Genomic DNA, 20,205 nt, shown 5'->3' on the forward strand with positions numbered 1-20,205 from the left:
GTCTGCCGCCGGGCCGGCGCCATCCTGGCCGGGNGCCGCCGCCGCCGCGCATGCGGACGCCGAGCGCGAGAGCGCCCGCCGCACCGACCGCGTGATCGCCTACGCGGCCGAGCTGCACCGCGCGCGCGACCACCTTCAGGACGCGCTCGAGACCCGCCGCGCTTCGTCCGGCTACGGGCGCCGTCTGCCCCTTCGCCTCCTGCGCCTGCTCAGAGGAACCCCGTGATGCGGCTGCTCGTGGCCTGTGACCACCTCGCGCTCACGGGCGGCCTCCTGCGCTTCGAGCGGGTCGGGCGCGTGCTCGCGCGTCGCGGACACGCGTTCGCTTTCCTCACGCTCGGCACGGGCGAGGACGGGTTCGAGACGCGTCACCGCGTCCTGCACCCCGAGGAAGCCGCGCGGGAGCGCTGGGACGCCGTGATGGTGCCGGGCGGCGGATTCCCGGATGCCACGATCGAGGGCTTCGCGGACCTCCGGGCCCCGAACTTCGGCGCCCGGATCCAGCACTTCCTCAACGCCCCGGCGCGGCGGGACGCCTACGCGCGCGTCACGCGGACCTTCGCGCCCGATCTCGTGGTGGCGAACAACGACCACTGGGACGATGCGGCCCTCGACGCCCTCGGCCTGCCGTGGCACCGCCTCGTCGGCGCGGTCGATACCGGGCTGTTCGCGCCGCCCGTCTCGCGGCCCGCGCGCGGTGGGCGGCGCCGGCTCGGCGGCATCGCCAACAAGCGCCCCGCCGCGCAGCTCGCGGCGCTCGACAGGCTCGGTGACGCGTGGGCCCTGCACTGGTTCGGACGGCCGGACTGGGGGCTCGTCGGCGCGCGCGCCGATCTGGTGGCTTCGGGCCGCCTCGTCGTCCACGGGCCGCTGGTCGAGGCCGACCTGCCCGCGTGGTATCACGGGCTCGACGCGTTCTGCAGCGCGGAGGCGCATGCCGGCTGGTGCAACCCGGCCGCGGAAGCGATGGCTTGCGGGACGCCCCTCATCACGACCGTGCACGGCACGCTGGCTTTCGCCGCGAACGCCGTGACCGCCCTGGTAGTCCCGGACGGTCCGGAGGCGGCGCTCGGTGCCGCAGTCGCGGAGGCCGCGGACCGGATCGTCGGCGATCCGGCCGGCGCCGCGTCCCGCGCCGAAGCGGGACGGGCACGGATCCTCGCGCTCGACTGGGACACTTACGCGGACGGACTGCTCGCCGCCGTCGCGGAGGCGATCGCGCTGCGGGCGGACCGGGACACAGCGGTGCGCCCGTCCGGCACGCCGCCCCGCGAGACCGTGCAGCGCCTCGCCGACCTCGCGAGCCGGGACGGACCCCTGCCGGAGGACTTCGACGCGCTCGGCTATATCCGGCTGCATCCGGACCTCACGGCGCTGTTCGAGCACGCGTGGCAGGGGCAGCTGCACTACCTCGAGCACGGCCGGCGGGAGGGCCGGATCTACCCCTCGAATCTGACGCGGGCGCAGCAGAAGGCCGCCCAGGCAGCGCGGATCGCGCTCGCGGTCGACGGGCTCGACGGCTCCGGCAAGTCGAGCATCGCGCGGCACGTCGCCGAGGCGCTCGGCGCGACGGTGCTCAATCCGTTCAGCGGTCAGGTCGGTGCAACCCTGGTTTATCTCGCCCGAACAGGGCAGCACGCCCTCGCCGACGATGTGGCGCACGCAGCCGTGGCGGCGGCGATCGCCAGCGCGCCGGCCGGACCGGTCGTGTTCGATCGGCATTGGTTCACGGCCTCGCAACTCCTGTCGCCGACCTTCCGACGAGGCTGGGAGCCGCGTCCGTTCACCGTGATGTGCTGGGCTGACCGCCCCACCACCATCGCCCGCATGGTCGCCCGCGGCGTGCCCAACCCGTCCGAGCAGATGACGGAGACCCGAATCGCCGGCTACCGAACCCTTGCGGCCGAATTGAAGGTGCCCCTGCTCGATACCTCATCCATCACGCCCGAGGAGGGCGCGGCACAAGTGCTGTCAATGCTGCACGACGCGCGGGCGTGCGAGCCTGCCGTTTGAGCGGGCAAGCAGCTTGTCCGCGTGAACACGCCGGTCGACGGAACACGGAGGAGCCAGTCGCTTCGAATGACGGCCGGCAAGTTCGCCGCCATCATCCGAGCGGTGATCGACCGAGGCGCTCTCCACCATGCCGCACGGCTCACCTCCGGGGTCAGCGATAGCGACGGCCGATGCAGCTCCACGGCGCTGCTACCTCCGAGCTGATCGACAGCGCACTTCAGGTTGCGCTCTCGCCTCGCGCTGCGAGGTGCAAACCGGGCGATCAACGGCTCGAGGACATGCGGACGGCGAAGGCATGCTGCAACTGAGCGGCTGCTTGGCCCCCAAGCCTGGGCAGCGCCGCGGCACGGCTTGAACGTCCGGATGCGGAAGCCGGTGCTGTGAGCTGACCGCGGCAGGTCGGGGGCGAGGCGGCGCGATCTCATCGGCCGAGGCCGGCGCCGCCGCCAGTCCTGGGGCCAGATCCCTCGTCCAGCAGGATCGATCGGCTGTCCCGGCCGATCAGGCTGGCCCTACGTGATCATCGACCCTCGGGCCGGCCACGGGCCCGGCTCACCGCGTCGCCGTCGACCGGGCGATTCTCCGGGCGCCCCGTGCGGGCCCGCGAGCCGGTCGCCCGAACCGGCGCCTCTGCCCGGCCGTGCTCAACCTCCCGCCGCGGTCTCGAGCTCAATCCGATCCCGGCTGAAGGCTGCCTCAGGATTTCCGATCCAGAGGCTTCCGGAAATCGTGCTTGATGAGCGGGGGCGGCCATTTAGCCTTCCCTGTCGAGATACGCCTCAACGTGAGGACAAACCACGCGCCACGCGACGGTGACAGGACGTCCTGCAAGAGCGCGACGCAGACCCTCGGCGGTGGCGCGGGGGGCGCCTCCGGAGAGGCAGGTCAGAAAGGGGCGCCAGTATTCCGTGCGGCCGTTCCCGAAGGTTGCTCCGATGGCGGGCCGACGCGGCATGATCGAAGATCGAAGACGCCTCTCGGCAGCGCCGATTTCGATCGAAATCTGAGAAGACGCCGCCAGATCGCGTCGCGCGACCGGCATTCGATTTGCCTGACAGGTGAGACTACAGAGAAAGGAACCGTCGACGTGATGCGTCTTCTGACCCCGCTCCTCGCTGCCTCCGCCCTGGTCGCATCCGTCATCCCGGGACAGGCCGCCGAGAAGCTCGTCGTCAGCACCTGGGGCGGCAGCTTCCGCGATCTGATCGACGAGGCCATCGCCACGAAGTTCAAGGCGGAGACCGGTGCCGAGGTCGAGTACATCACCGGCGGCACCATCGACCGGCTCAACAAGGCCAAGCTCGCCAAGGACGCGCCCGAGAGCGATGTGACCTTCACGACCGCCCATGTCGGCTGGCTGTACGTCAACGACGGCCTGTTCGAGACGCTCGACCTGGCCAAGATCCCGAACGCGACGAACCTCGTCGAGCAGGCCCGGGTCAGCCCCGCGCATCTCGGCACTTGGGGCTACGTCTACACGATCGGCTACCGCGCAGACCTCGTGCCCAAGGGCATGACCTTCGGCTCCTGGGCCGATCTCTGGGACCCCAAGCTCAAGAACAGCCTCGCCGCGCCCGATTTCGACCCGAGCCACATCATCGCCGTCTCGGCGCTGCTGTCCGGCGGCGATCCGGCGACCTGGGAGAAGGGTCAGGCCAAGCTCGAGGCGCTGAAGCCGAACTTCCGGGCCTTCTACACCAACGACGCGAACAGCCAGCAGCTGATCGCCACCGGCGAGACGCCCGTCCAGGTCGTCCTCACCATGAACGCCTACTACATGAAGGGCCAGGACGTGCCGATCACCGTCGTGATCCCGAAGGAGGGCGGCGTTCTGGGCATCGACACGGTCGCGATCAACAAGGGGTCCAAGAAGGCGGAGCTCGCCTACAAGTTCATCAACATCGCCCTCGATCCCGACGTGCAGGCCAAGATCGCGCTGCTGAAGAAGGGCAGCCCGACCGTCACCAACGCCAAGGTCGATCCCGAGATCGCCAAGCTCCCGGGTGTATTCACCACCGCCGAGCAGTGGAAGAGCCAGGCTATCAATATCGACCCGAAGCTCCGGGCCGAGAAGACCGCTCTATGGCGCAAGTGGTTCGCCGAGAACATCATGGCACGCTAGGGCCCGCGCCATGCGCCTCGCTCGACGGGAAGCCTCATGACACCCGCGATCCGCCGCCGGCCCTTCCTGCCGCTGTTCGTGACGCCGGCGGTGCTGATCGCCGCCGCGATCGTGGCCGCCATGGCGGCGATCCTGCGCTACAGCCTGCACGCCTACGTGCCGGGCTCCCTCGACGTCGGCGGGCTCACGCTGGAGAATTTCTCCGATCTCGGCCGCCCGATCGTGCTCCGGGCGCTGCGCGACACGGTGCTGATCTGCTTCGAGACCGCGCTGATCACCCTGGTCGTCGGCTACCCCGTCGCCTACGCCCTGGTGCGCACCCGCTCGCTCCTGCTGAAGTCCGTCATCCTGATCGTCGCGGTGACCCCGCTCTTCCTCGGCGAGGTGGTGCGCACCTATGCCTGGACGGTGGTGCTCGGCAATTCCGGCTTCGTGAACGCCACCTTGCGCCAGCTCGGCCTGATCGAGCGGCCGATCCAGCTCATGTTCACCGAGCTCGGGGTGATCATCGCCCTCGTCCACGTCACGCTGCCGGTGATGGTCATCATGCTGGCAGCGGCCCTCGCGCATATCGACCGCGACTACGAGCGCGCGGCCCAGAGCCTCGGCGCCGGGCCGGTGCGCGCGTTCCTCACCGTGACGCTGCCGCTCTCGATGCCCGGCGTAGTGGCGGGCTTCACCACCGCCTTCGCCTGGACCTTCAGCGCCTTCGCGACGCCCCAGGTGATCGGCGGCGGAAAGGTCGGGGTCGTCTCGACGCTGGTCTACCAGCTCGGCCTGTCCTCCTTCAATTTCCCGGTCGCGGCGTCCCTGAGCCTCGCCGGCCTCGTCCTGGCGCTCGGAACGATGTGGCTCGTGCGCCGCTGCGCCCGCCCGCTCGAAGCGCTCGGAGGCCACTGATGCGCCGCGGCCTCCGCACCCGGCTTCTCGGGATCTCCGGGAAGGTCCTCGTCGGGCTGATCCTCGCCTTCATCGTGCTGCCGGCCTTCGTGGTGACGCTCGCCGCGTTCAACGACCGGGCGATCCTGAGCTTTCCGCCGGCCACGTACTCGACGCGCTGGTTCGCCCGGGCCCTCACCTACCGGGATTTCCAGACGGGCCTGTGGAACAGCCTCGTCGTCACCGCCTGGGCCTCCTCGATCGCGCTCGCCGTGGGCACCGGCTTCGCGATCGCCCTGAAGCGCTACGCCTTCCGCTTCAGGGCGGCGCTGGAGGGCGTGCTGCTCTCGCCGCTGATCGTGCCGCACTTCACCATCGGCCTCGGCCTCCTGGTCCTGGCCACCGGCATCGGTGCGGCGCGGGGCTTCTCCGTCGTGGTCCTCACCCACGTCGTGGTAGTCCTGCCCTTCGTGATCCGCTCGGTCTACATCTCGCTGCAGAACCTCGACGAGCGGCTGGAGCTGGCCGCCGCGAGCCTCGGCGCCCGGCCGGGCCGCGTGCTCGCCACCGTAACCCTGCCGCTCCTCGCGCCCGGCCTCGCCAGCGGCTGGCTGTTCGCGGCGATCCTGTCCTTCAACGAGTTCACCGCCTCGCTCTTCGTGACGGGGCAGGCGACCCAGACCTTGCCGGTGGCGATGTACGGCTACGTCCGCGAGTTCGCGGACCCGACGCTCGCGGCCGTCTCGGTGATCTACATCGCGGTCACGGCCCTGGCCCTGATTGTCGCCAACACCTTCCTCGGGCTCGGCAAGGTTCTGAATGTTGAGCAAGGCTCTTGATCTCACCGCGCCGGCGACCCTCCCGGGCGCAGCCGCGCCGCCCCGGGCAAGCCCGGCGGTCCGCCTCGACGGCGTGGTCAAGCGCTTCGGCGCGGTCACCGCGCTGGAGGAGAGCTGGCTGCGGGTGGAACAGGGCGAGTTCCTGACGCTGCTCGGACCCTCGGGCTGCGGCAAGACCACCCTGCTCAACCTGATGGCGGGCTTCCTGGAGGCGGATGCGGGGGAGATCTTCATCGGGGACGACCTCGTGACCGCCACTCCGCCCTACGAGCGCGAGGTCGGTATCGTCTTCCAGAACTACGCCCTGTTCCCGCACATGAGCGTCGCGAAGAACGTCGGCTACGGCCTGCGCGTGCGCGGCGTGCCGAGACGGGAGATCGCCGAGCGCGTGGAGGAGGCCCTCGCCCTCGTGAAGCTCTCCGGCTTCGCGGACCGCTCGCCCCGCCAACTCTCCGGCGGGCAGCAGCAGCGCGTGGCGCTCGCCCGCGCCCTCGTCATCCGCCCGAAGGTTCTGCTCCTCGACGAGCCGTTCTCGGCCCTCGACAAGAACTTGCGCGGGGCGATGCAGGTCGAACTGAAGGAGATCCAGCGCCGGCTCGGCGTGACGACGGTCTTCGTCACGCACGACCAGGGCGAGGCGCTGAGCATGTCGGACCGGATCGTCGTGATGTCGGCGGGTCGCGTCCGGCAGATCGGCACGCCGGATCAGGTGTACCGTCACCCGCAGGACCGCTTCGTGGCGGGCTTCATCGGCGACGTGAACATCCTGCCCGGTCGCCTCGAGGCGCGGGTGGGCGAGCGCGCGACGGTCGCGATCGGTGACCTGCGCCGCGAGGTCGAGGCCGGCGCCCTGGGCGACAGTGCGGTCGGCGCTACGGTCGAGGTGTTCGTGCGGCCGGATCACCTCGGCGTGCGCCCGGCGGGCGAGCTCGGTACCCTGCCGGCCCGGGTCGCGGCCCTCGTCTACCAGGGCTCGCACATCGACCTGCATATCGACCTGCACGCCGAACTCCGCTCCGATCCCGTCAGGGGCGGGCGGGTGGTGGTGCGGATGCCGGGGCACGGGGCGCTCGCCACCTACGCCCCCGGATCCCCGGTGGCCCTGCTCGTGCCGCAGGCCGGCCTCGTCGCCTTCCCGGCCGAGCCCGGAAGCCCGGATGGACAAGCGGGCCGGACGGTCTCGGGACAGGACGCCGCGGCCCGATGAAGCTCCTCTCCGCGCGAACCTCGCCCTATGTCCGCAAGGTCCTGGTCCTGGCCCACGAGACCGGTCAGGCCGAGGCGATCGAGATCGTTCCGGTCACGGCCTCGCCGACGGAGCGCAACCCCGAGACGGTGGGTCACAACCCGCTCGGCAAGATCCCGGCCCTGGTGCTGGCCGATGGAGCCGCGCTGTTCGACAGCCGGGTGATCTGCGAGTACCTCGACGCGCGCTCCGCCGGCCCCCGCCTCTTCCCGGAGGGGGAGGCCCGTTGGGACGCACTCGCCCGCCAAGCCCTCGCCGATGGGCTGCTCGATGCCGCGCTGCTGCTCCGCTACGAGCGCGTGATGCGGCCGGCCTCCTCGCGCTGGGATGCCTGGGAGGTGGGGCAGATCGCGAAGGTCGCCGGCGCCCTCGACCGGATCGAGGCGGCCCGCGTCGGGCCTGCGGGCGCGCTCGACATCGGCACGGTCGCCACGGCCTGCGCCCTCGGCTACCTCGATTTCCGCTTCCCCGACCTCGGCTGGCGCACCGGACGGCCCGCCGCCGCCGCGTGGTACGCCGCGTTCAGCCGGCGGCCGTCGATGCAGCGCACGAAGCCCGAGGATTGACGCGCGGCCCCAGCGCGAGGCGGCGCAGGATGGGCGATGACGGACGCGAAGCCGGCGACCCGGTCCGGCGTTCTCACACGCGTCCGGAGGGGCGTGACAGAAGTGACGCGCGGCGGATCCCCCGCCTCACCGGACCGACCGGATCGGCACGGTCGGCACGCGGCACGGGGCCCGAGGCCCCCGAAGCGCGGCGCCCGCCCCGGGCCCTCGGCGGCTTCGGATTTTCCAAACTACGACCCCAGCAAGTGATTGTTGTTGAGACCGACCGGATTGATATCCTCGACGCGCTCAAGCCTGAAGGCGGGCGCCACCGTTCGATCCCGATGCGTCGCGCGGCCGGGTGCGTGCCCTCTGCCCGCCGTGGCAGGCCGCCCTGTTCGCGGGGGCGCCCTGTTCTCGGGGCGCCCCTTGGCGCCGCACCGACAGGCAGCCCGCGCTCTTGCCCGAGGTAGGAACGACCCGATGACCGTCCACAAGCGGATCCGTCCCTTCAACACCCGCGACACCTATCCGGAGCAGCAGCTCGACAACGATCTCTGCCAGACCGTGGTGGCCCGGGGCCAGATGGTATTCGTGCGCGGGCAGATCGGTCAGGACCTCGACAGCTCCGAGAGCGTCGCGATCGGCGACGCCGCCGGTCAGACCGAGAAGGCGATGGCCAATATCGCGATGCTGCTGGAAGAGGCCGGGTCGCGGCTCGAGCACATCTGCAAGATCACGATCTACCTCGTCGACCCGCGCTACCGTGAGCCGGTCTACCGCACGGTCGGCCGCTGGTTGAAGGGCGTCCATCCGGTCTCGACCGGGATCGTGGTCTCCGCGCTCGCCCGGCCGGAGTGGCTGGTCGAGATCGACGCCATCGCGGTCATCCCGGAGGCGGCATGACGTTCTCGATCGTGGCGCGCTGCGCGTCGACCGGCATGTTCGGCGTCGCGGTCTCGTCCTCCTCACCCGCCGTCGCGGCGCGGTGCGCCCATGCCCGCGCGGAGATCGGCGCGGTCGCGAGCCAGAACGTGACCGACCCGCGGCTCGGCCGGCGCGCCCTCGATCTGATGGCGCTCGGCGCCGACGCCGCAGAGACCGTCGCCGTCCTGCGGCGGACCGGCGGCCCGATGGCGTACCGCCAAGTGCTGGTCGTGGACGCGGCCGGCGGCACGGCGATCCATTCCGGGCCCAGGGCGCTCGGGACCTGGGCCGAGGCGCGCGCCGAGAACGTCGCCTGCGGCGGCAACCTTCTGGCCGACGCGCGCGTGCCTGCCGCCATGGTCGAGGCCTTCCTCGGCACCTCCGGCCATCTCGGCGACCGTCTGCTCGTCGCGATGCGGGCGGCGCTCGCCGCCGGCGGGGAGGCGGGCCCGGTGCGGTCGGCCGGCCTGATGCTGGTGCGCGAGGTCGCGTGGCCCGTCGCGGACCTGCGCGTCGACTGGACGGAGGATTGCCCGATCGCCGGCCTCGCGGCGCTGTGGGACCTCTACCGGCCGCAGCTCGACGCCTACGTCACCCGCGCCCTCGACCCGGTCTCCGCCCCGAGCTACGGAGTCCCGGGCGACCTATGATCGAGGACGGGACGCGAGGCGGCATCGAGGTCGGTCGGCCGCGCGCTGAAGGCAGCGAATGCGGTTCACCCTGCGCCAGCTCGAATACTTCATCGCCGCCGGCCAGACCGGCAGCATCACGCTCGCCTCCGAGCGCATCCACATCTCGCAGCCCTCGATCTCGACGGCCATCGCGCATCTGGAGCGGGAACTCTCCGTGCAGCTCTTCGTCCGTCACCACGCCCAGGGGCTCACGCTGACGCCGATCGGCCGCGAGGTGCTGCGCGAAGCCAAGGCCCTCGTGGAACAGGCCGAGGGGCTCTACACCCTGGCCTCGGAGGCGGGGGGACAGGTGCGGGGGCCCCTCTCGCTCGGCTGCATGGTGACGCTCGCGCCGATGCTCGTGCCCGAACTCGCCCACGCCTTCACCACCGCCTTCCCGGCCACGCAGATCCGCTACGTCGAGGGCGACCAGGAACAGCTCATCGTCGGCCTGCGCCGTTCCGAGACCGAGGTCGTGCTGACCTACGACCTGCACGTGCCGGACGACATCCACTTCACCCCGCTCGTCGACCTGCCGCCGCACGTTCTCGTGGCGGAGGGACATCCGCTGGCGGAGCAGACCGCCGTCGCGATGGCCGACATCGTGGACGAGCCGATGATCCTCCTCGACTTGCCGCTGAGCCGCGAATACTTCCTCGCCCTGTTCATGGCCGAGGGTTTGCAGCCGAAGATCGCCGCGCGCTCCGCGCACCAAGAGGTGGTGCGCACGATGGTGGCCAACGGTCACGGCTACACCCTGTTCAACGTGCGCCCGCGCTCCGACCTCGCGCTCGACGGGAAGCGGCTCCGGCGCGTGCGGCTCGCCGGCACGCACCGGCCGATGCGCATCGGCCTCGCGCGCCTGAAGCAGCTCAACCGCTCGCGCCTCGTGGAGGCCTTCGAGACCCATTGCCGGGCCTTCATCTCGGACGCCTACATCCCCGGCATGGTCGCGCCCGCCATCGAGCGGCGGGTGCCGCGCTGACGCCGTGCCCGGCGCGGCGAGCCCCGAGGAACGCCCCGAGGAACGCCCACAGGAGAGCTCCATGACCGCGCCGATCCCGATCCTCTTCCTGAACGGCCCGAACGCCAACCTGTACGGGCTCGATCCGAGCGGCACCTACGGCACGGAGAGCTTCCCCGCGCTCAGGACGCGCTGCGAGCGGCACGCCGAGAGCGTCGGGGTCGGCCTCGACTTCCGGCAGTCGAACCACGAGGGCGTGCTCGTGGACTGGATCCAGGAGGCGCGGGGCACGGCCGCGGGCCTCGCCGTCAACGCGGCCGGGCTCACCTACACCTCGGTGGCGATCCTCGACGCGCTGCTGGCCTTTCCCGGCCCCATCGTCGAGGTTCACATGAGCAACATCTGGAAGCGGGAACCCTTCCGTCACCATTCCTACGTCTCGCGGGCGGCGACCGGCGTGGTCGCGGGGCTCGGCGGCCTCGGCTACGAGCTGGCCATCACCGCCCTCGCCACCCTGGTGCGGGAGGTCCGCGCGTGACCGAGACCCTCGTCTTCGCGAGCGCCGTCGATCCGATCGAGCCCTGGCGCGAGGCGCTGGAGGCGCTGCTGCCGGACGTGCGCGTCAGGGCGCCGGACGAGATCGGGCCCGGGGACGATGTCCGCTACGCGTTGGTCTGGAAGCCACCGGCCGGCTTCTTCGCGCGGCATCCGGGCCTGCGGCTCGTCACCATCTTGGGCGCGGGCGCCGACGCGCTCGTCGGCCGGGACGACCTGCCCGACGTGCCGATCACCCGCCTGTCCGACCCCGAGATGGCACGGATGATGACCCACTACGTGCTGTTCGCGGTGCTGCGCTACGCCCGCGACATCCCGGCCTTCGAGGCGGCCCAGCGGGCCGGCCGCTGGCACTACGTCCATCCGCGCGAGGCCCGGGAGATCCGGGTCGGCGTGCTGGGCCTGGGCGAGCTCGGCGGCGCGGCGGCGCTCGAACTCGCGCGGCAGGGCTTCTCCGTCGCCGGCTGGTCGCGCACGCCGAAGGCGCTTCCCGGGATTGACTGTCGCGCGGGGCCGGACGCGCTGATCCCGTTTCTCGCGCGGAGCGAGATCCTGGTGGTGATGCTGCCGCTGACCCCTGAGACCCGGCGCTTGATCGGGGCGGACGAGCTCGCCGCGCTGCCGCGGGGCGCCGCGCTCGTCAACGTGTCGCGCGGGGCCGTGCTCGACGAGCCCGCGCTCGTCGCGGCTCTGGCGGCCGGCCATCTCGGCGGGGCGACGCTCGACGTGTTCGAGACCGAGCCGCTCGCGGAGGGGCACCCGCTCTGGGCGATGGAGAGCGTGCTCGTCACGCCGCACCTCGCCTCGGTAGCGATCCCCGCCTCCGCGGCGCGGCAGATCGCCGAGAACATCCACCGGGTCCGCGCGGGCCGCCCGCCCGAGCACCGCGTGGACTTGGCGCGGGGCTACTGAGGACCTCGCACGGGACACCCGTCGCGCCGTCTCGCGCAACGGGTGATCGGCCGGCGAGCGGGCGTCTCGTGCGGGGGCCCCGGCGCGGTCCGGACCCGTCAGGCCCGGGTATAGGCGTCGTAGTTGCGCTGGACCACGATGTGGTCGGCGATGTGCTTCGCATCCTGCCAGCAGCCGTAGATGAAGGCGGAGGCGCGGTTGGTCAGGTCGGGCAGCCCGAGGAAGTAGATGCCGTTCTCCGCGGAGACGCCGCGCTTGTGCAGGGGCATGCCCTGCTCGTCGAACGCGTCGACGTCCAGCCAGCTGAAATCGTACTTGAAGCCGGTCGCCCACAGGATGGTGCCGATGCCGGCCTCGCGCAAGTCGAGGCTGAGGATCGGCGCCCGGAGGCAGTCCGGGTCCTCGTAGCGCCGCCACGCCTCGGGCTCGGGCGGCAGGTCCATGCCTTTGCGCGCGATATAGGCATCGGCGTCTCGGAGGACTTCGAAATAGGCCTCGTCGCCGTCGGCGATATTCCGCACGAGGTCGTCCGCGAAGTGCAGGGCGCCGCTCTCGTAGGCGCGGGTCACGCCGACCAGCGTGACGCCCATATGCGCCAGGCGCCGGAAATCGACGGTCCGCCCGCCCTCGTAGCCGCTCACGGCGAAGGCGACGTGCCGCTTCTTGCGCTTCGACTTCACTTCGTCCCAGAGACCGAGCGCGCCCAGCCACCAGCAGTAGTCCCGCTGACGATAGGCCCGGGGCGGCCGGTAGTGCTCGCCCACGGACAGGTAGACTTGCCGTCCGGCCTTGCAGAGCTCCTCCGCGATCTGCGAGCCCGAAGCGCCGCATCCGACGACCAGCACGGCGCCGTCGGCCAGTTGGCCCGGGTTCTTGTAGGTCGAGGAGTGCAACTGATCGACCGCCGCCTCGCTCGGAACGATGTCGGGGAACGAGGGCACTTGGAACGGCCCGGTCGCCGCAACGACCCGCCGCGCCTCGAAGATGCCGTCCGAGGTCGTCACGGTGTATCCCGGGCGACCCTGGCAGTGCCTGACGTGCCTGACCTCCACGCCGGTCCGGATGGGGGCCGCGATCATCGCGGCGTAATCGGTGAAGTATTTCGCGACGCGATCTTTGCCCGGAAAGGCGTCCGGATGCACATCCTCGAACAGCATGTTGGGGAAGCGGTCGTGCCAGGCCGGCCCGTTGGCCACGAGGGAGTCCCAGCGCATGGAGCTCCAGTTCTCCGCGATACGGCTCCGCTCCAGCACGATGTGCGGGATCTTCGAGGCGCTGAGATGCTCGCTCATCGCGATACCCGACTGGCCCGCCCCCACGACCAGGGTGTCGGTGGTCTCGACTGCCATGTCAGCTCCCGAAAACTCGCGGACCCTTCGATCACGGAATCCGCCGGCGGCGTCAGCGCCGGCCGAACTCGACCTGCTCCACACGGGATCAGTGATGTGATTGGTCAGTGAGGTCTGCTGGAACGGGGCGCAGATGAGAAGTACGATTATCTTATGGGGCGCTTCGGAAAATGCGAATCGCCGGATCCTGGCTGAAGGCAGCGCTGCGCGGACCCCATTCCGTAGGACGGAAGCGGCGAGACAGCGAGGCGATGGCTCGGTCTCGCCCTGGAAGCGGGTCGCGATGCGGTGCACGCTCTCCGACTTCGCGGATCCGAATCCGTTGCCGGCCCGCCAGCGCCACCGAGACGAGGCCGGCGCCCAGCGAGGCCCGGGCGCCGAAGATGATCCGCGAGAGCACGTCGCGCCCGACTTCGTCGCCGCCGAACGGGTGCGCGAGGCTCGGCGCGCCGCGGACGTTGGCCCAGTCGGTGGCGGTCGGATCGTAGGGGGCGATCCAGGGGGCCGACCCTGCCGGCGCTGCGCCCGCTCACTCGGCCAGCACGAAGGCGAGGCCGAGGATCGCCACCAGCAGCGCTCCGCCGGCGAGCTCCTCACGCGGCTCCTCGGCGAAGCGCGTCGACCGGCTCGCGCTGGCGATCCCGGCTCCGACGAGTCCGATGATCAGGAAGCCGAGGCCGAGCAGATCGGTCATCTGAACGGGCGGTAGCATAGGTCGGTCCTCCGTCGGCGGGGGCTCTTACCCCTCCGGCCAAGCCCAGTGCGCCTCGACGTGCGCGATCAGCCCGAGGGCGTGATCGCGGACGAGGATCGCGGCCCGATCCGCGTCGCGGGCCTGCAGCGCGGCGATGATGGCGGCATGCTCGCGCATCGAGTCCTCGAGCCTCCCGGCCCGATGGAGGAAGGCCGACCGGAGCGCCCGCATGTGGATGAACAGGTTGGTCGTCATCTCGACCATCAATCCGCAGCCGCCGAGGCGGATGATCGTCCGGTGGAAGTCGAGGTTGGCCACGTCGTAGGCCTTCAGATGATCGGGCAGGGTCGAGATCTCGAAATCATCGAACGCCCTTCCGAGCGCCCGGAGATCGGGATCCGCGGCGTGCCGCGCGGCGGCATGGGCCGCCATGCCTTCGAGCGCGGCCCAGACGGTGATCATCTCGACGATCTCGCGCTTGGTCTTGCGCGTCACGAAGAGGCCGCGGCGCGGCACGGTGCTCACGAAGCCCTCCCGCTCCAGGAGCGTCAGGGCCTCTCGGACCGGCGTGCGGCTGATGCCGAGATCCTGCGCGATCTGGTGTTCGTGCAGCCGGATCTGCGCCGAGCCGTCGTAGAGATCCATCGCCAGGATCGACTGCTTGATGCTGTCGTAGGCCTGTTCACGCAGGCTCAGTGTCTGTCCGATCGAGGCTAGACCCAGAGAGGTCTCGGAAGGCTGCAGCACGGTCGGGCTCCGAAAACGCGAGAGGTGAGTCTGGCCTCAGATCGTGGGAAGGCGCCGGAGCGCGGTCGAGAGGTCGGGCGGGAGGCGTCGGGACGCCGCGCGTCGCCCGGTCTTCGGTGCCCGGCCAAGGTTACAGCCAAAGGTTCGGCCAAAGGTTCGGAGATAGATCTGGGATGGCTCGCGGCCGCCAGGCGCGCGGGAGAGACGATTCCGCGCGTGCCGGCGGCGCGGGGCCCGCTCGATCGTCGCTGCCCCGGCTCCGGGATTCCGGAGCCGGGGCAGCGCGGGTGTGGCCGGGCCGCGGAGCGGCCGGGCCCCCCGCTCAGGCGTGGGCCAGCTTCAGCGCCGGCGCCGCCGCGTCGGTGTTCGCCGCGTGGTGCTGCTTGAGCATCGGCCGCAGGACCGCGATCGCCAGGACGGCGGCGATCAGGTCCATGGTCGCCACGGTGTAGAGGACCGTCGCCCAGGTGCCGGTCGCCTGCATGATCAGGTTGCCCACCGGCACGAACAGCGCCGCGAAGCCCTTGGCGCAGTAGAGCACGCCGTAGATCTTGCCGATGTGCTTCGAGCCGAAGGTGTCGGCGGCGGTGGCGCTGAACAGCGAGTAGACCTCGCCCCAGGCCAGGAACACCACGCCGGACAGGATCACGAAGGCCCACGGGTTGGAGCCGAAGTAGCCCAGGGCCACGATGCCGATGCCCTCCATCGCGAACGCGATGAACATCGTCTTCTCCCGCCCGATCCGGTCCGAGACGAAGCCGAAGAGCGGGCGCGAGATGCCGTTCATGATCCGGTCGAGCATCAGCGCGAAGGGCAGCGCCGCCATGGCGAAGAAGTACAGGTTGACCTGGAAGTTCTTCACCCCGAGATCCTGCGCGATCACGCCGAGCTGGGCCACGGCCATCAGGCCGCCCGTCACCGTGCAGGTGAACATCAGCAGCATCACGTAGAACACGGGGGTGCGCAGCGCCTCGCCCAGCGTGTAGTCGCGCCGCGACTGCAGGACCTTGGTGGAGAACGGCACCTGATCCTTGCGCGGGGCGCGCATGGCGATGGCGGCGGCGATGATGATGGCCCCCTGGATCAGGCCGAAGACGAAGAAGGCCTGGGCGTAGTTGCCGCCGTCGATCATCTTGGCGATCGGCAGGATGGTGAGCGCCGAGCCGGCGCCGTAGCCGCCCGCCGTGAGGCCGACCGCCAGGCCGCGCTTGTCCGGGAACCACTTGAGCGCGTTGTTGACGCAGGTGGCGTAGACGCAGCCGACGCCGATGCCGCCGGCCACCGAGCCGAGATAGAAGCCGCTCAGGCTGGTGGCGTAGGAGTTGATGACCCAGGCCAGGCCCGTCATCAGGCCGCCGAACATCACGACGCGGCTCGGGCCGTACTTGTCGATGAAGTAGCCCTCGATCGGGGTCAGCCAGGTCTGGACGACGACGAAGATCGTGAAGGCGACCTGGATCGCGGCGCGGTCCCAACCGAAGGTCTTCTGGATCTCGGGAACGAACAGCGTCCAGGCATACTGGATGTTGGCCGCTGCGACCATGCAGATCACGCCGAGCACGATCTGCAACCATCGATTTGTACTGGGTATCGCCGTAGCCGGCGTGGCATTTGGCATGGCCATGACCTTCCTCCCTCGTCCCTGCGCTGACATCCGGCGACGTGCTATAGGATTGGCGTGCACGTCGGCGCATCGCTTGCCGTCGCCGGAACCGTTCGCCGGGTTCCGAGATTGGCTTGGCGGCATGCATTATTCTGTGTGCCAAGATCAGATGGCAAGCAGAATAATTCATCCCTCGTGAGCGGGCGAACGGGATTATAAGTCCGCGCCGCGCGTGCGATCCCGTCGCGCCGCCGATCCCGCGCCGATCCGACCCGGGCCGCGCGGGGCTCGGATCGGCCCGGGCGCGAGACCGGGTCGGGAGCGCGCGCGTCGATGACCCGGCTTCCAGGTGTCGTGCCGAGCGCGCCGCACCGCATCGGTCCGCCGGGCTCAACATTTGGGCGAGCCTGGCGCGCAATGAGGCGCCGCGTGACACCTTTTTCCGCCACCTCGGTTTGACAAACCTCTGAATTAATTTTGATATACCGATATATCGCTGAGCCCTTCCGCGGCGGGACCGCCCGGTCCACCGGCGGGGGCGGGACCGTCGCGCGTCGGACGGTGAGGAGCGACGCCCGGCCTCAGCACGAGGACAGCACATCGTTTTCTGACGCGCTCGAGTGATCCGCGCAGGTCGTTTCAGTGGATGGAGCTTCCATGTCGAACGTTCTTCGAAGCTTGCTCACGATCGCGGTTCTCGCCGCACCGTCCGCCGGGCAGGCGCAGCCCGTCCCGGGCGGTCGCGCCAACCTGATCGTCCAGCCGGAACCGCCCAGCCTGATGCTGGGCCTCGTGACCAACGCGCCGACGCAGCTCGTGGCCGGGCAGATCTACGAGGGGTTGCTGCGCTACGACGACAAGCTCAGTCCGCTGCCGTCCCTCGCGAAGAGCTGGGAGATCTCTCCCGACGGGCTGCGCTACACGTTCCACCTCAATGAAGGGGTGACGTGGCACGACGGCAAGCCGTTCACCGCCGCCGACGTTCTGTTCTCGGTCAACGACTTCCTCATGAAGACGCAGCCGCGGCACAGGAACACGATGACGCGTGTGGCCGGTGTCGCCGCGCCGGACGATCACACGGTGGTCTTCACCCTCAAGGAACCCTTCGAGCCCTTCATCCGCAGCTTCGCCTTCTGGGTGATGCCGATGGTGCCGAAACACATCTACGAGGGCACCGACTACGCGTCCAACCCGGCGAACGACCGGCCGATCGGCACCGGTCCGTTCAAGTTCGAGAGCTGGCGGAAGGGCAGCGCGATCCACCTCGTCAAGAACGAGACTTACTATCTCTCCGGCAAGCCTTATCTTCAGGACATCTACTACCACGTCATCCCGGACGGCGCCTCGCGCGCCGTGGCCTACGAGACCGGCAAGGTCGACGTGCTGCCGGGCGGGTCCGTCGAGAATTTCGACGTGCCGCGGCTGACGACCCTGAAGAACACCTGCGTCTCGCAGAAGGGGCAGGAGTTCGACTCGCCCCTGTCGTTTCTCTGGCTGAACAACCGCAAGCCGCCGATGAACGACGTGCGGTTTCGCCAGGCGGTCATGTACGCCATGGACCGCCAGTTCGCCCTCGACGTCCTGTGGAACGGGATCGGCAAGGTCGCCACCGGTCCGATCGCCGGGACGACACCGTTCTATAAGGCCGTCCAGCCGCAGTATCCGCACGACCCGAAGAAGGCCAAGGCGCTGCTCGCCGAGATGCACTACGACGGCAAGCCGCTGAAGCTGCTGCCGCTCCCCTACGGCGAGACGTGGCAGCGCTGGGCGGAGGCCGTGAAGCAGAATCTCGGCGACGTCGGCATCCCCGTCGAGATCCAGGCCACCGACGTGGCGGGCTGGAACCAGCGCGTGTCCCAGTGGGACTACGACATGGCCTTCACCTTCCTGTTCCAGAACGGCGACCCGGCCCTCGGCGTCGAGCGGAACTACATCAGTTCGCAGATCTCCAAGGGCAATCCCTGGAACAACGTCGAGGGCTACGCGAACCCGACCGTGGACGCGCTGTTCGCCAAGGCGGCCCTGGCGACGCCGGCCGGGAAGCGCCAGGACCTCTACGACGAGGTCCAGAAGGCGGTTCAGGCGGACGTGCCCGTGGCGTGGCTGCTCGATCTGCGCTTCCCGGTCATCTACCGGTGCAATTTCCAGGACCTGATCACCACCGCCAACGGTCTCAACGACTCGCTGCGCGACACGTGGATCAAGCGCTGACGGCGCCGGACCGGCCCGCACGACGCCCCCTGCCCCGGCCCCGATCGCGGGGCCCCGTCCGACACCGAGCCGCCGGCCGCCCCGGCCGGGCTCCCGCGCGCGGAGGACCCTTCCCGTCATGCCCCGCTTCATCGCCGCGCGCCTGGGCAAGATGGCGCTCATCCTCGTCGGGATCGTCATCCTCAACTTCGCGCTGATCCACGCGGCGCCGGGGGATCCGGCCTCCGTGATGGCGGGCGAGGCCGGCGATGCCGACGCCGCCTTCCTGCAGCAGCTGCGCGAGCGCTTCGGCCTCGACAGGCCGCTGCCGATCCAGCTCCTGACCTACCTCGCCAACGTCCTGCGGCTCGACTTCGGCTATTCCTACCGCCAGGGCATGCCGGTGATCGACCTGATCGCCGACCGGCTGCCCGCCACCCTGCTCCTGTCGGGCTCGGCCTTCCTGATCTCCCTCGTCCTCGGCGTGGCGGCGGGGGCGCTGGCGGCCTCGCGCCAGGGCAAGGTCTCCGACTCGGTCATCTCGACCCTCGCCCTCCTGTTCTACGCCACGCCGCTGTTCTGGCTGGCGCTGATGGCGGTGCTGCTGTTCTCGGTGCAGCTCGGGTGGTTTCCGGGCTTCGGCTACGAGAGCGTCGGGTCAGGCTATAGCGGCCTCGAACGGGCGGCCGACATCCTCCACCACCTCGTGCTGCCGGCCCTGACCCTCGGCCTGTTCTTCATGGCGGTCTACGCCCGCATGACGCGGGCCTCGGTGCTGGAGGTGAGCCGCCTCGACTTCGTGCGGACCGCCCGCGCCAAGGGGCTGCGCCCCCGCGCCGTGCTGGTCCGCCACATCCTGCGCAACGCCATCCTGCCGGTCGTGACGCTGGCGGGCCTCCAGGCGGGCCAGCTCGTCGGCGGCGCCGTGCTGATCGAGACCGTGTTCGCGTGGCCGGGCATCGGCCGGCTGATGTTCGAGGCCCTGGAGCAGCGGGACTACAACCTCCTCCTCGGCATCTTCGTCGTCTCCGCCGCCATGGTGCTGGCCTTCAACCTCATCACCGACATCCTCTACCGGCTGGTGGATCCCCGTATCGGAGCTGCGGCATGACGGCGTTCTGGGTCCGATACGCCCGCAACCGCGGCGCGGTGGCGGGGATCGTCATCCTCGTCCTGGTGCTGGTCCTGGCGATGGCGGCGCCGGCGCTCTACCCGCGCTCCCCCTGGGCGATGGTGCAGCGCCCGTTCCTGCCGCCCTTCACCAACAGCGGCTTCCCGCTGGGCACCGACACGATGGGCCGGGACATCGCCTCCGCGGTCGCCCACGGGGCCGGGGTGTCCCTGCTGGTCGGCTTCGTCTCGACGCTCGCGGCGCTGCTGATCGGCATCCCGATCGGGGCCGTCGCGGGCTATTTCGGCGGCCGGGTCGACGACCTGCTGATGCGCTTCACCGAGTTCTTCCAGAGCGTGCCGAACTTCGCCCTCGCGGTGGTGCTGGTGGCGATCTTCCGGCCGAGCCTCGTCTCCATCGTGGCGGCGATCGCGATCGTGAGCTGGCCGCCGGTGGCCCGGCTCCTGCGGGGCGAGGTGATGGCGCTGCGCGGCCGGGAATTCGTGCAGGCCGCGGTGCTGTCGGGCCAGCGCAGCGGCCCGATCATCCTGCGGCAGATCCTGCCCAACACGCTCTCGCCGGTCATCGTCCTCGGGACCATGATGGTGGCCGCCGCCATCCTGCTCGAGAGCGCCCTGTCGTTCATGGGTCTCGGCGATCCCAACATCATGTCGTGGGGCTACGTCATCGGCGCCGGGCGCACGGTGATCCGGCAGGCGTGGTGGGTGAGCCTGTTTCCCGGCGTCGCGATCCTCCTGACGGTGCTCGCCCTGAACCTCGTCGGCGAGGGGCTGAACGACGCCCTCAACCCGCGCCTGTCGCGCAAGACGCGATGAGG

At 70.2% G+C, this 20,205-nt stretch carries 18 protein-coding genes and 1 pseudogene; 14 read left to right on the plus strand and 5 right to left on the minus strand.

Annotated elements, in window-relative coordinates; all coding sequences use genetic code 11:
• Positions 1-225 precede the first annotated feature (225 nt).
• The 11 genes from MMR14E_RS22575 to MMR14E_RS22625 all read left to right on the plus strand — a co-directional run bounded on the left by MMR14E_RS22575 (position 226) and on the right by MMR14E_RS22625 (position 11,673).
• Positions 226-2,013: a glycosyltransferase gene (locus MMR14E_RS22575; protein WP_331317382.1), complete on the plus strand. Its 1,788-nt coding sequence runs from the start codon at positions 226-228 to the stop codon at positions 2,011-2,013.
• Between the two features lie 1,090 nt (positions 2,014-3,103).
• Entirely contained in the window at positions 3,104-4,135 is a 1,032-nt protein-coding gene (locus tag MMR14E_RS22580) for an ABC transporter substrate-binding protein (RefSeq protein WP_331318619.1), read from the plus strand.
• Positions 4,136-4,171: 36 nt separating this feature from the next.
• Positions 4,172-5,035 carry an ABC transporter permease gene (locus MMR14E_RS22585; RefSeq protein WP_331317384.1) on the plus strand — a complete coding sequence of 288 codons (864 nt, stop codon included), beginning with the start codon at positions 4,172-4,174 and terminating at the stop codon, positions 5,033-5,035.
• The gene (locus MMR14E_RS22590) at positions 5,035-5,853 is read left to right on the plus strand and encodes an ABC transporter permease (protein ID WP_331317386.1); all 819 of its coding nucleotides are present in this window, start codon (positions 5,035-5,037) and stop codon (positions 5,851-5,853) included. Before MMR14E_RS22585 ends, MMR14E_RS22590 begins: the two co-directional genes overlap by 1 nt.
• Positions 5,834-7,060 carry an ABC transporter ATP-binding protein gene (locus MMR14E_RS22595; protein WP_331317387.1) on the plus strand — a complete coding sequence of 409 codons (1,227 nt, stop codon included), beginning with the start codon at positions 5,834-5,836 and terminating at the stop codon, positions 7,058-7,060. Before MMR14E_RS22590 ends, MMR14E_RS22595 begins: the two co-directional genes overlap by 20 nt.
• Complete coding sequence (locus MMR14E_RS22600; protein ID WP_331317388.1) at positions 7,057-7,665, plus strand: glutathione S-transferase N-terminal domain-containing protein; 609 nt, start codon at positions 7,057-7,059, stop codon at positions 7,663-7,665. Before MMR14E_RS22595 ends, MMR14E_RS22600 begins: the two co-directional genes overlap by 4 nt.
• A 462-nt stretch (positions 7,666-8,127) precedes the next feature.
• Positions 8,128-8,550, plus strand: coding sequence for a RidA family protein (locus MMR14E_RS22605; protein ID WP_331317389.1), 423 nt, complete (start codon positions 8,128-8,130; stop codon positions 8,548-8,550).
• A complete protein-coding gene (locus MMR14E_RS22610) occupies positions 8,547-9,221 on the plus strand; it encodes a DUF1028 domain-containing protein (protein ID WP_331317390.1) in 675 nt (224 codons plus the stop codon). Before MMR14E_RS22605 ends, MMR14E_RS22610 begins: the two co-directional genes overlap by 4 nt.
• A 58-nt stretch (positions 9,222-9,279) precedes the next feature.
• Positions 9,280-10,227, plus strand: coding sequence for a LysR family transcriptional regulator (locus tag MMR14E_RS22615; protein WP_056530311.1), 948 nt, complete (start codon positions 9,280-9,282; stop codon positions 10,225-10,227).
• 61 nt (positions 10,228-10,288) lie between these two features.
• Positions 10,289-10,744: a type II 3-dehydroquinate dehydratase gene (locus MMR14E_RS22620; RefSeq protein ID WP_331317393.1), complete on the plus strand. Its 456-nt coding sequence runs from the start codon at positions 10,289-10,291 to the stop codon at positions 10,742-10,744.
• Entirely contained in the window at positions 10,741-11,673 is a 933-nt protein-coding gene (locus tag MMR14E_RS22625) for a glyoxylate/hydroxypyruvate reductase A (protein WP_331317394.1), read from the plus strand. Before MMR14E_RS22620 ends, MMR14E_RS22625 begins: the two co-directional genes overlap by 4 nt.
• A gap of 98 nt (positions 11,674-11,771) precedes the next feature.
• Here MMR14E_RS22625 and MMR14E_RS22630 read toward each other — a convergent pair whose 3' ends face one another.
• From MMR14E_RS22630 to oxlT, 5 genes and pseudogenes are all read right to left on the minus strand, one after another.
• Entirely contained in the window at positions 11,772-13,022 is a 1,251-nt protein-coding gene (locus tag MMR14E_RS22630) for an NAD(P)/FAD-dependent oxidoreductase (protein ID WP_331317395.1), read from the minus strand.
• A 331-nt stretch (positions 13,023-13,353) separates the two neighbouring features.
• Positions 13,354-13,527 (minus strand): annotated as a pseudogene (locus MMR14E_RS22635) (ABC transporter permease); the annotation flags it as partial.
• A 24-nt stretch (positions 13,528-13,551) separates the two neighbouring features.
• Complete coding sequence (locus MMR14E_RS22640) at positions 13,552-13,734, minus strand: hypothetical protein (protein WP_331317397.1); 183 nt, start codon at positions 13,732-13,734, stop codon at positions 13,552-13,554.
• 27 nt (positions 13,735-13,761) lie between these two features.
• Positions 13,762-14,463, minus strand: coding sequence for a GntR family transcriptional regulator (locus MMR14E_RS22645; protein WP_331317398.1), 702 nt, complete (start codon positions 14,461-14,463; stop codon positions 13,762-13,764).
• Positions 14,464-14,785: 322 nt separating this feature from the next.
• Entirely contained in the window at positions 14,786-16,087 is a 1,302-nt protein-coding gene (gene oxlT / locus MMR14E_RS22650) for an oxalate/formate MFS antiporter (protein ID WP_331317400.1), read from the minus strand.
• A 636-nt stretch (positions 16,088-16,723) separates the two neighbouring features.
• Here oxlT and MMR14E_RS22655 point away from each other — a divergent pair.
• The 3 genes from MMR14E_RS22655 (at position 16,724) to MMR14E_RS22665 (ending at position 20,203) form a co-directional block, all read left to right on the plus strand.
• Positions 16,724-18,277, plus strand: a complete 1,554-nt coding sequence (locus tag MMR14E_RS22655; protein WP_331317402.1) for an ABC transporter substrate-binding protein — start codon at positions 16,724-16,726, stop codon at positions 18,275-18,277.
• A 118-nt stretch (positions 18,278-18,395) separates the two neighbouring features.
• Positions 18,396-19,367 carry an ABC transporter permease gene (locus MMR14E_RS22660; RefSeq protein ID WP_331317404.1) on the plus strand — a complete coding sequence of 324 codons (972 nt, stop codon included), beginning with the start codon at positions 18,396-18,398 and terminating at the stop codon, positions 19,365-19,367.
• A complete protein-coding gene (locus MMR14E_RS22665) occupies positions 19,364-20,203 on the plus strand; it encodes an ABC transporter permease (RefSeq protein WP_056530297.1) in 840 nt (279 codons plus the stop codon). The genes MMR14E_RS22660 and MMR14E_RS22665 overlap by 4 nt, the downstream gene beginning before the upstream one ends.
• Positions 20,204-20,205: the final 2 nt, after the last annotated feature.

The sequence above is a fragment of the Methylobacterium mesophilicum genome (genome assembly GCF_036441335.1).
GTDB classification, from domain to species: Bacteria; Pseudomonadota; Alphaproteobacteria; order Rhizobiales; family Beijerinckiaceae; genus Methylobacterium; species Methylobacterium mesophilicum_B.

Coding starts and splice junctions, on each gene's coding strand:
- MMR14E_RS22575 (WP_331317382.1), top strand. CDS start 226: ATGCGGCTGCTCGTGGCCTGTGACCACCTCGCGCTCACGGGCGGCCTC.
- MMR14E_RS22580 (WP_331318619.1), top strand. CDS start 3,104: ATGCGTCTTCTGACCCCGCTCCTCGCTGCCTCCGCCCTGGTCGCATCC.
- MMR14E_RS22585 (WP_331317384.1), top strand. CDS start 4,172: ATGACACCCGCGATCCGCCGCCGGCCCTTCCTGCCGCTGTTCGTGACG.
- MMR14E_RS22590 (WP_331317386.1), top strand. CDS start 5,035: ATGCGCCGCGGCCTCCGCACCCGGCTTCTCGGGATCTCCGGGAAGGTC.
- MMR14E_RS22595 (WP_331317387.1), top strand. CDS start 5,834: ATGTTGAGCAAGGCTCTTGATCTCACCGCGCCGGCGACCCTCCCGGGC.
- MMR14E_RS22600 (WP_331317388.1), top strand. CDS start 7,057: ATGAAGCTCCTCTCCGCGCGAACCTCGCCCTATGTCCGCAAGGTCCTG.
- MMR14E_RS22605 (WP_331317389.1), top strand. CDS start 8,128: ATGACCGTCCACAAGCGGATCCGTCCCTTCAACACCCGCGACACCTAT.
- MMR14E_RS22610 (WP_331317390.1), top strand. CDS start 8,547: ATGACGTTCTCGATCGTGGCGCGCTGCGCGTCGACCGGCATGTTCGGC.
- MMR14E_RS22615 (WP_056530311.1), top strand. CDS start 9,280: ATGCGGTTCACCCTGCGCCAGCTCGAATACTTCATCGCCGCCGGCCAG.
- MMR14E_RS22620 (WP_331317393.1), top strand. CDS start 10,289: ATGACCGCGCCGATCCCGATCCTCTTCCTGAACGGCCCGAACGCCAAC.
- MMR14E_RS22630 (WP_331317395.1), bottom strand. CDS start 13,022: ATGGCAGTCGAGACCACCGACACCCTGGTCGTGGGGGCGGGCCAGTCG.
- MMR14E_RS22640 (WP_331317397.1), bottom strand. CDS start 13,734: ATGCTACCGCCCGTTCAGATGACCGATCTGCTCGGCCTCGGCTTCCTG.
- oxlT (WP_331317400.1), bottom strand. CDS start 16,087: ATGGCCATGCCAAATGCCACGCCGGCTACGGCGATACCCAGTACAAAT.
- MMR14E_RS22655 (WP_331317402.1), top strand. CDS start 16,724: ATGTCGAACGTTCTTCGAAGCTTGCTCACGATCGCGGTTCTCGCCGCA.
- MMR14E_RS22660 (WP_331317404.1), top strand. CDS start 18,396: ATGCCCCGCTTCATCGCCGCGCGCCTGGGCAAGATGGCGCTCATCCTC.
- MMR14E_RS22665 (WP_056530297.1), top strand. CDS start 19,364: ATGACGGCGTTCTGGGTCCGATACGCCCGCAACCGCGGCGCGGTGGCG.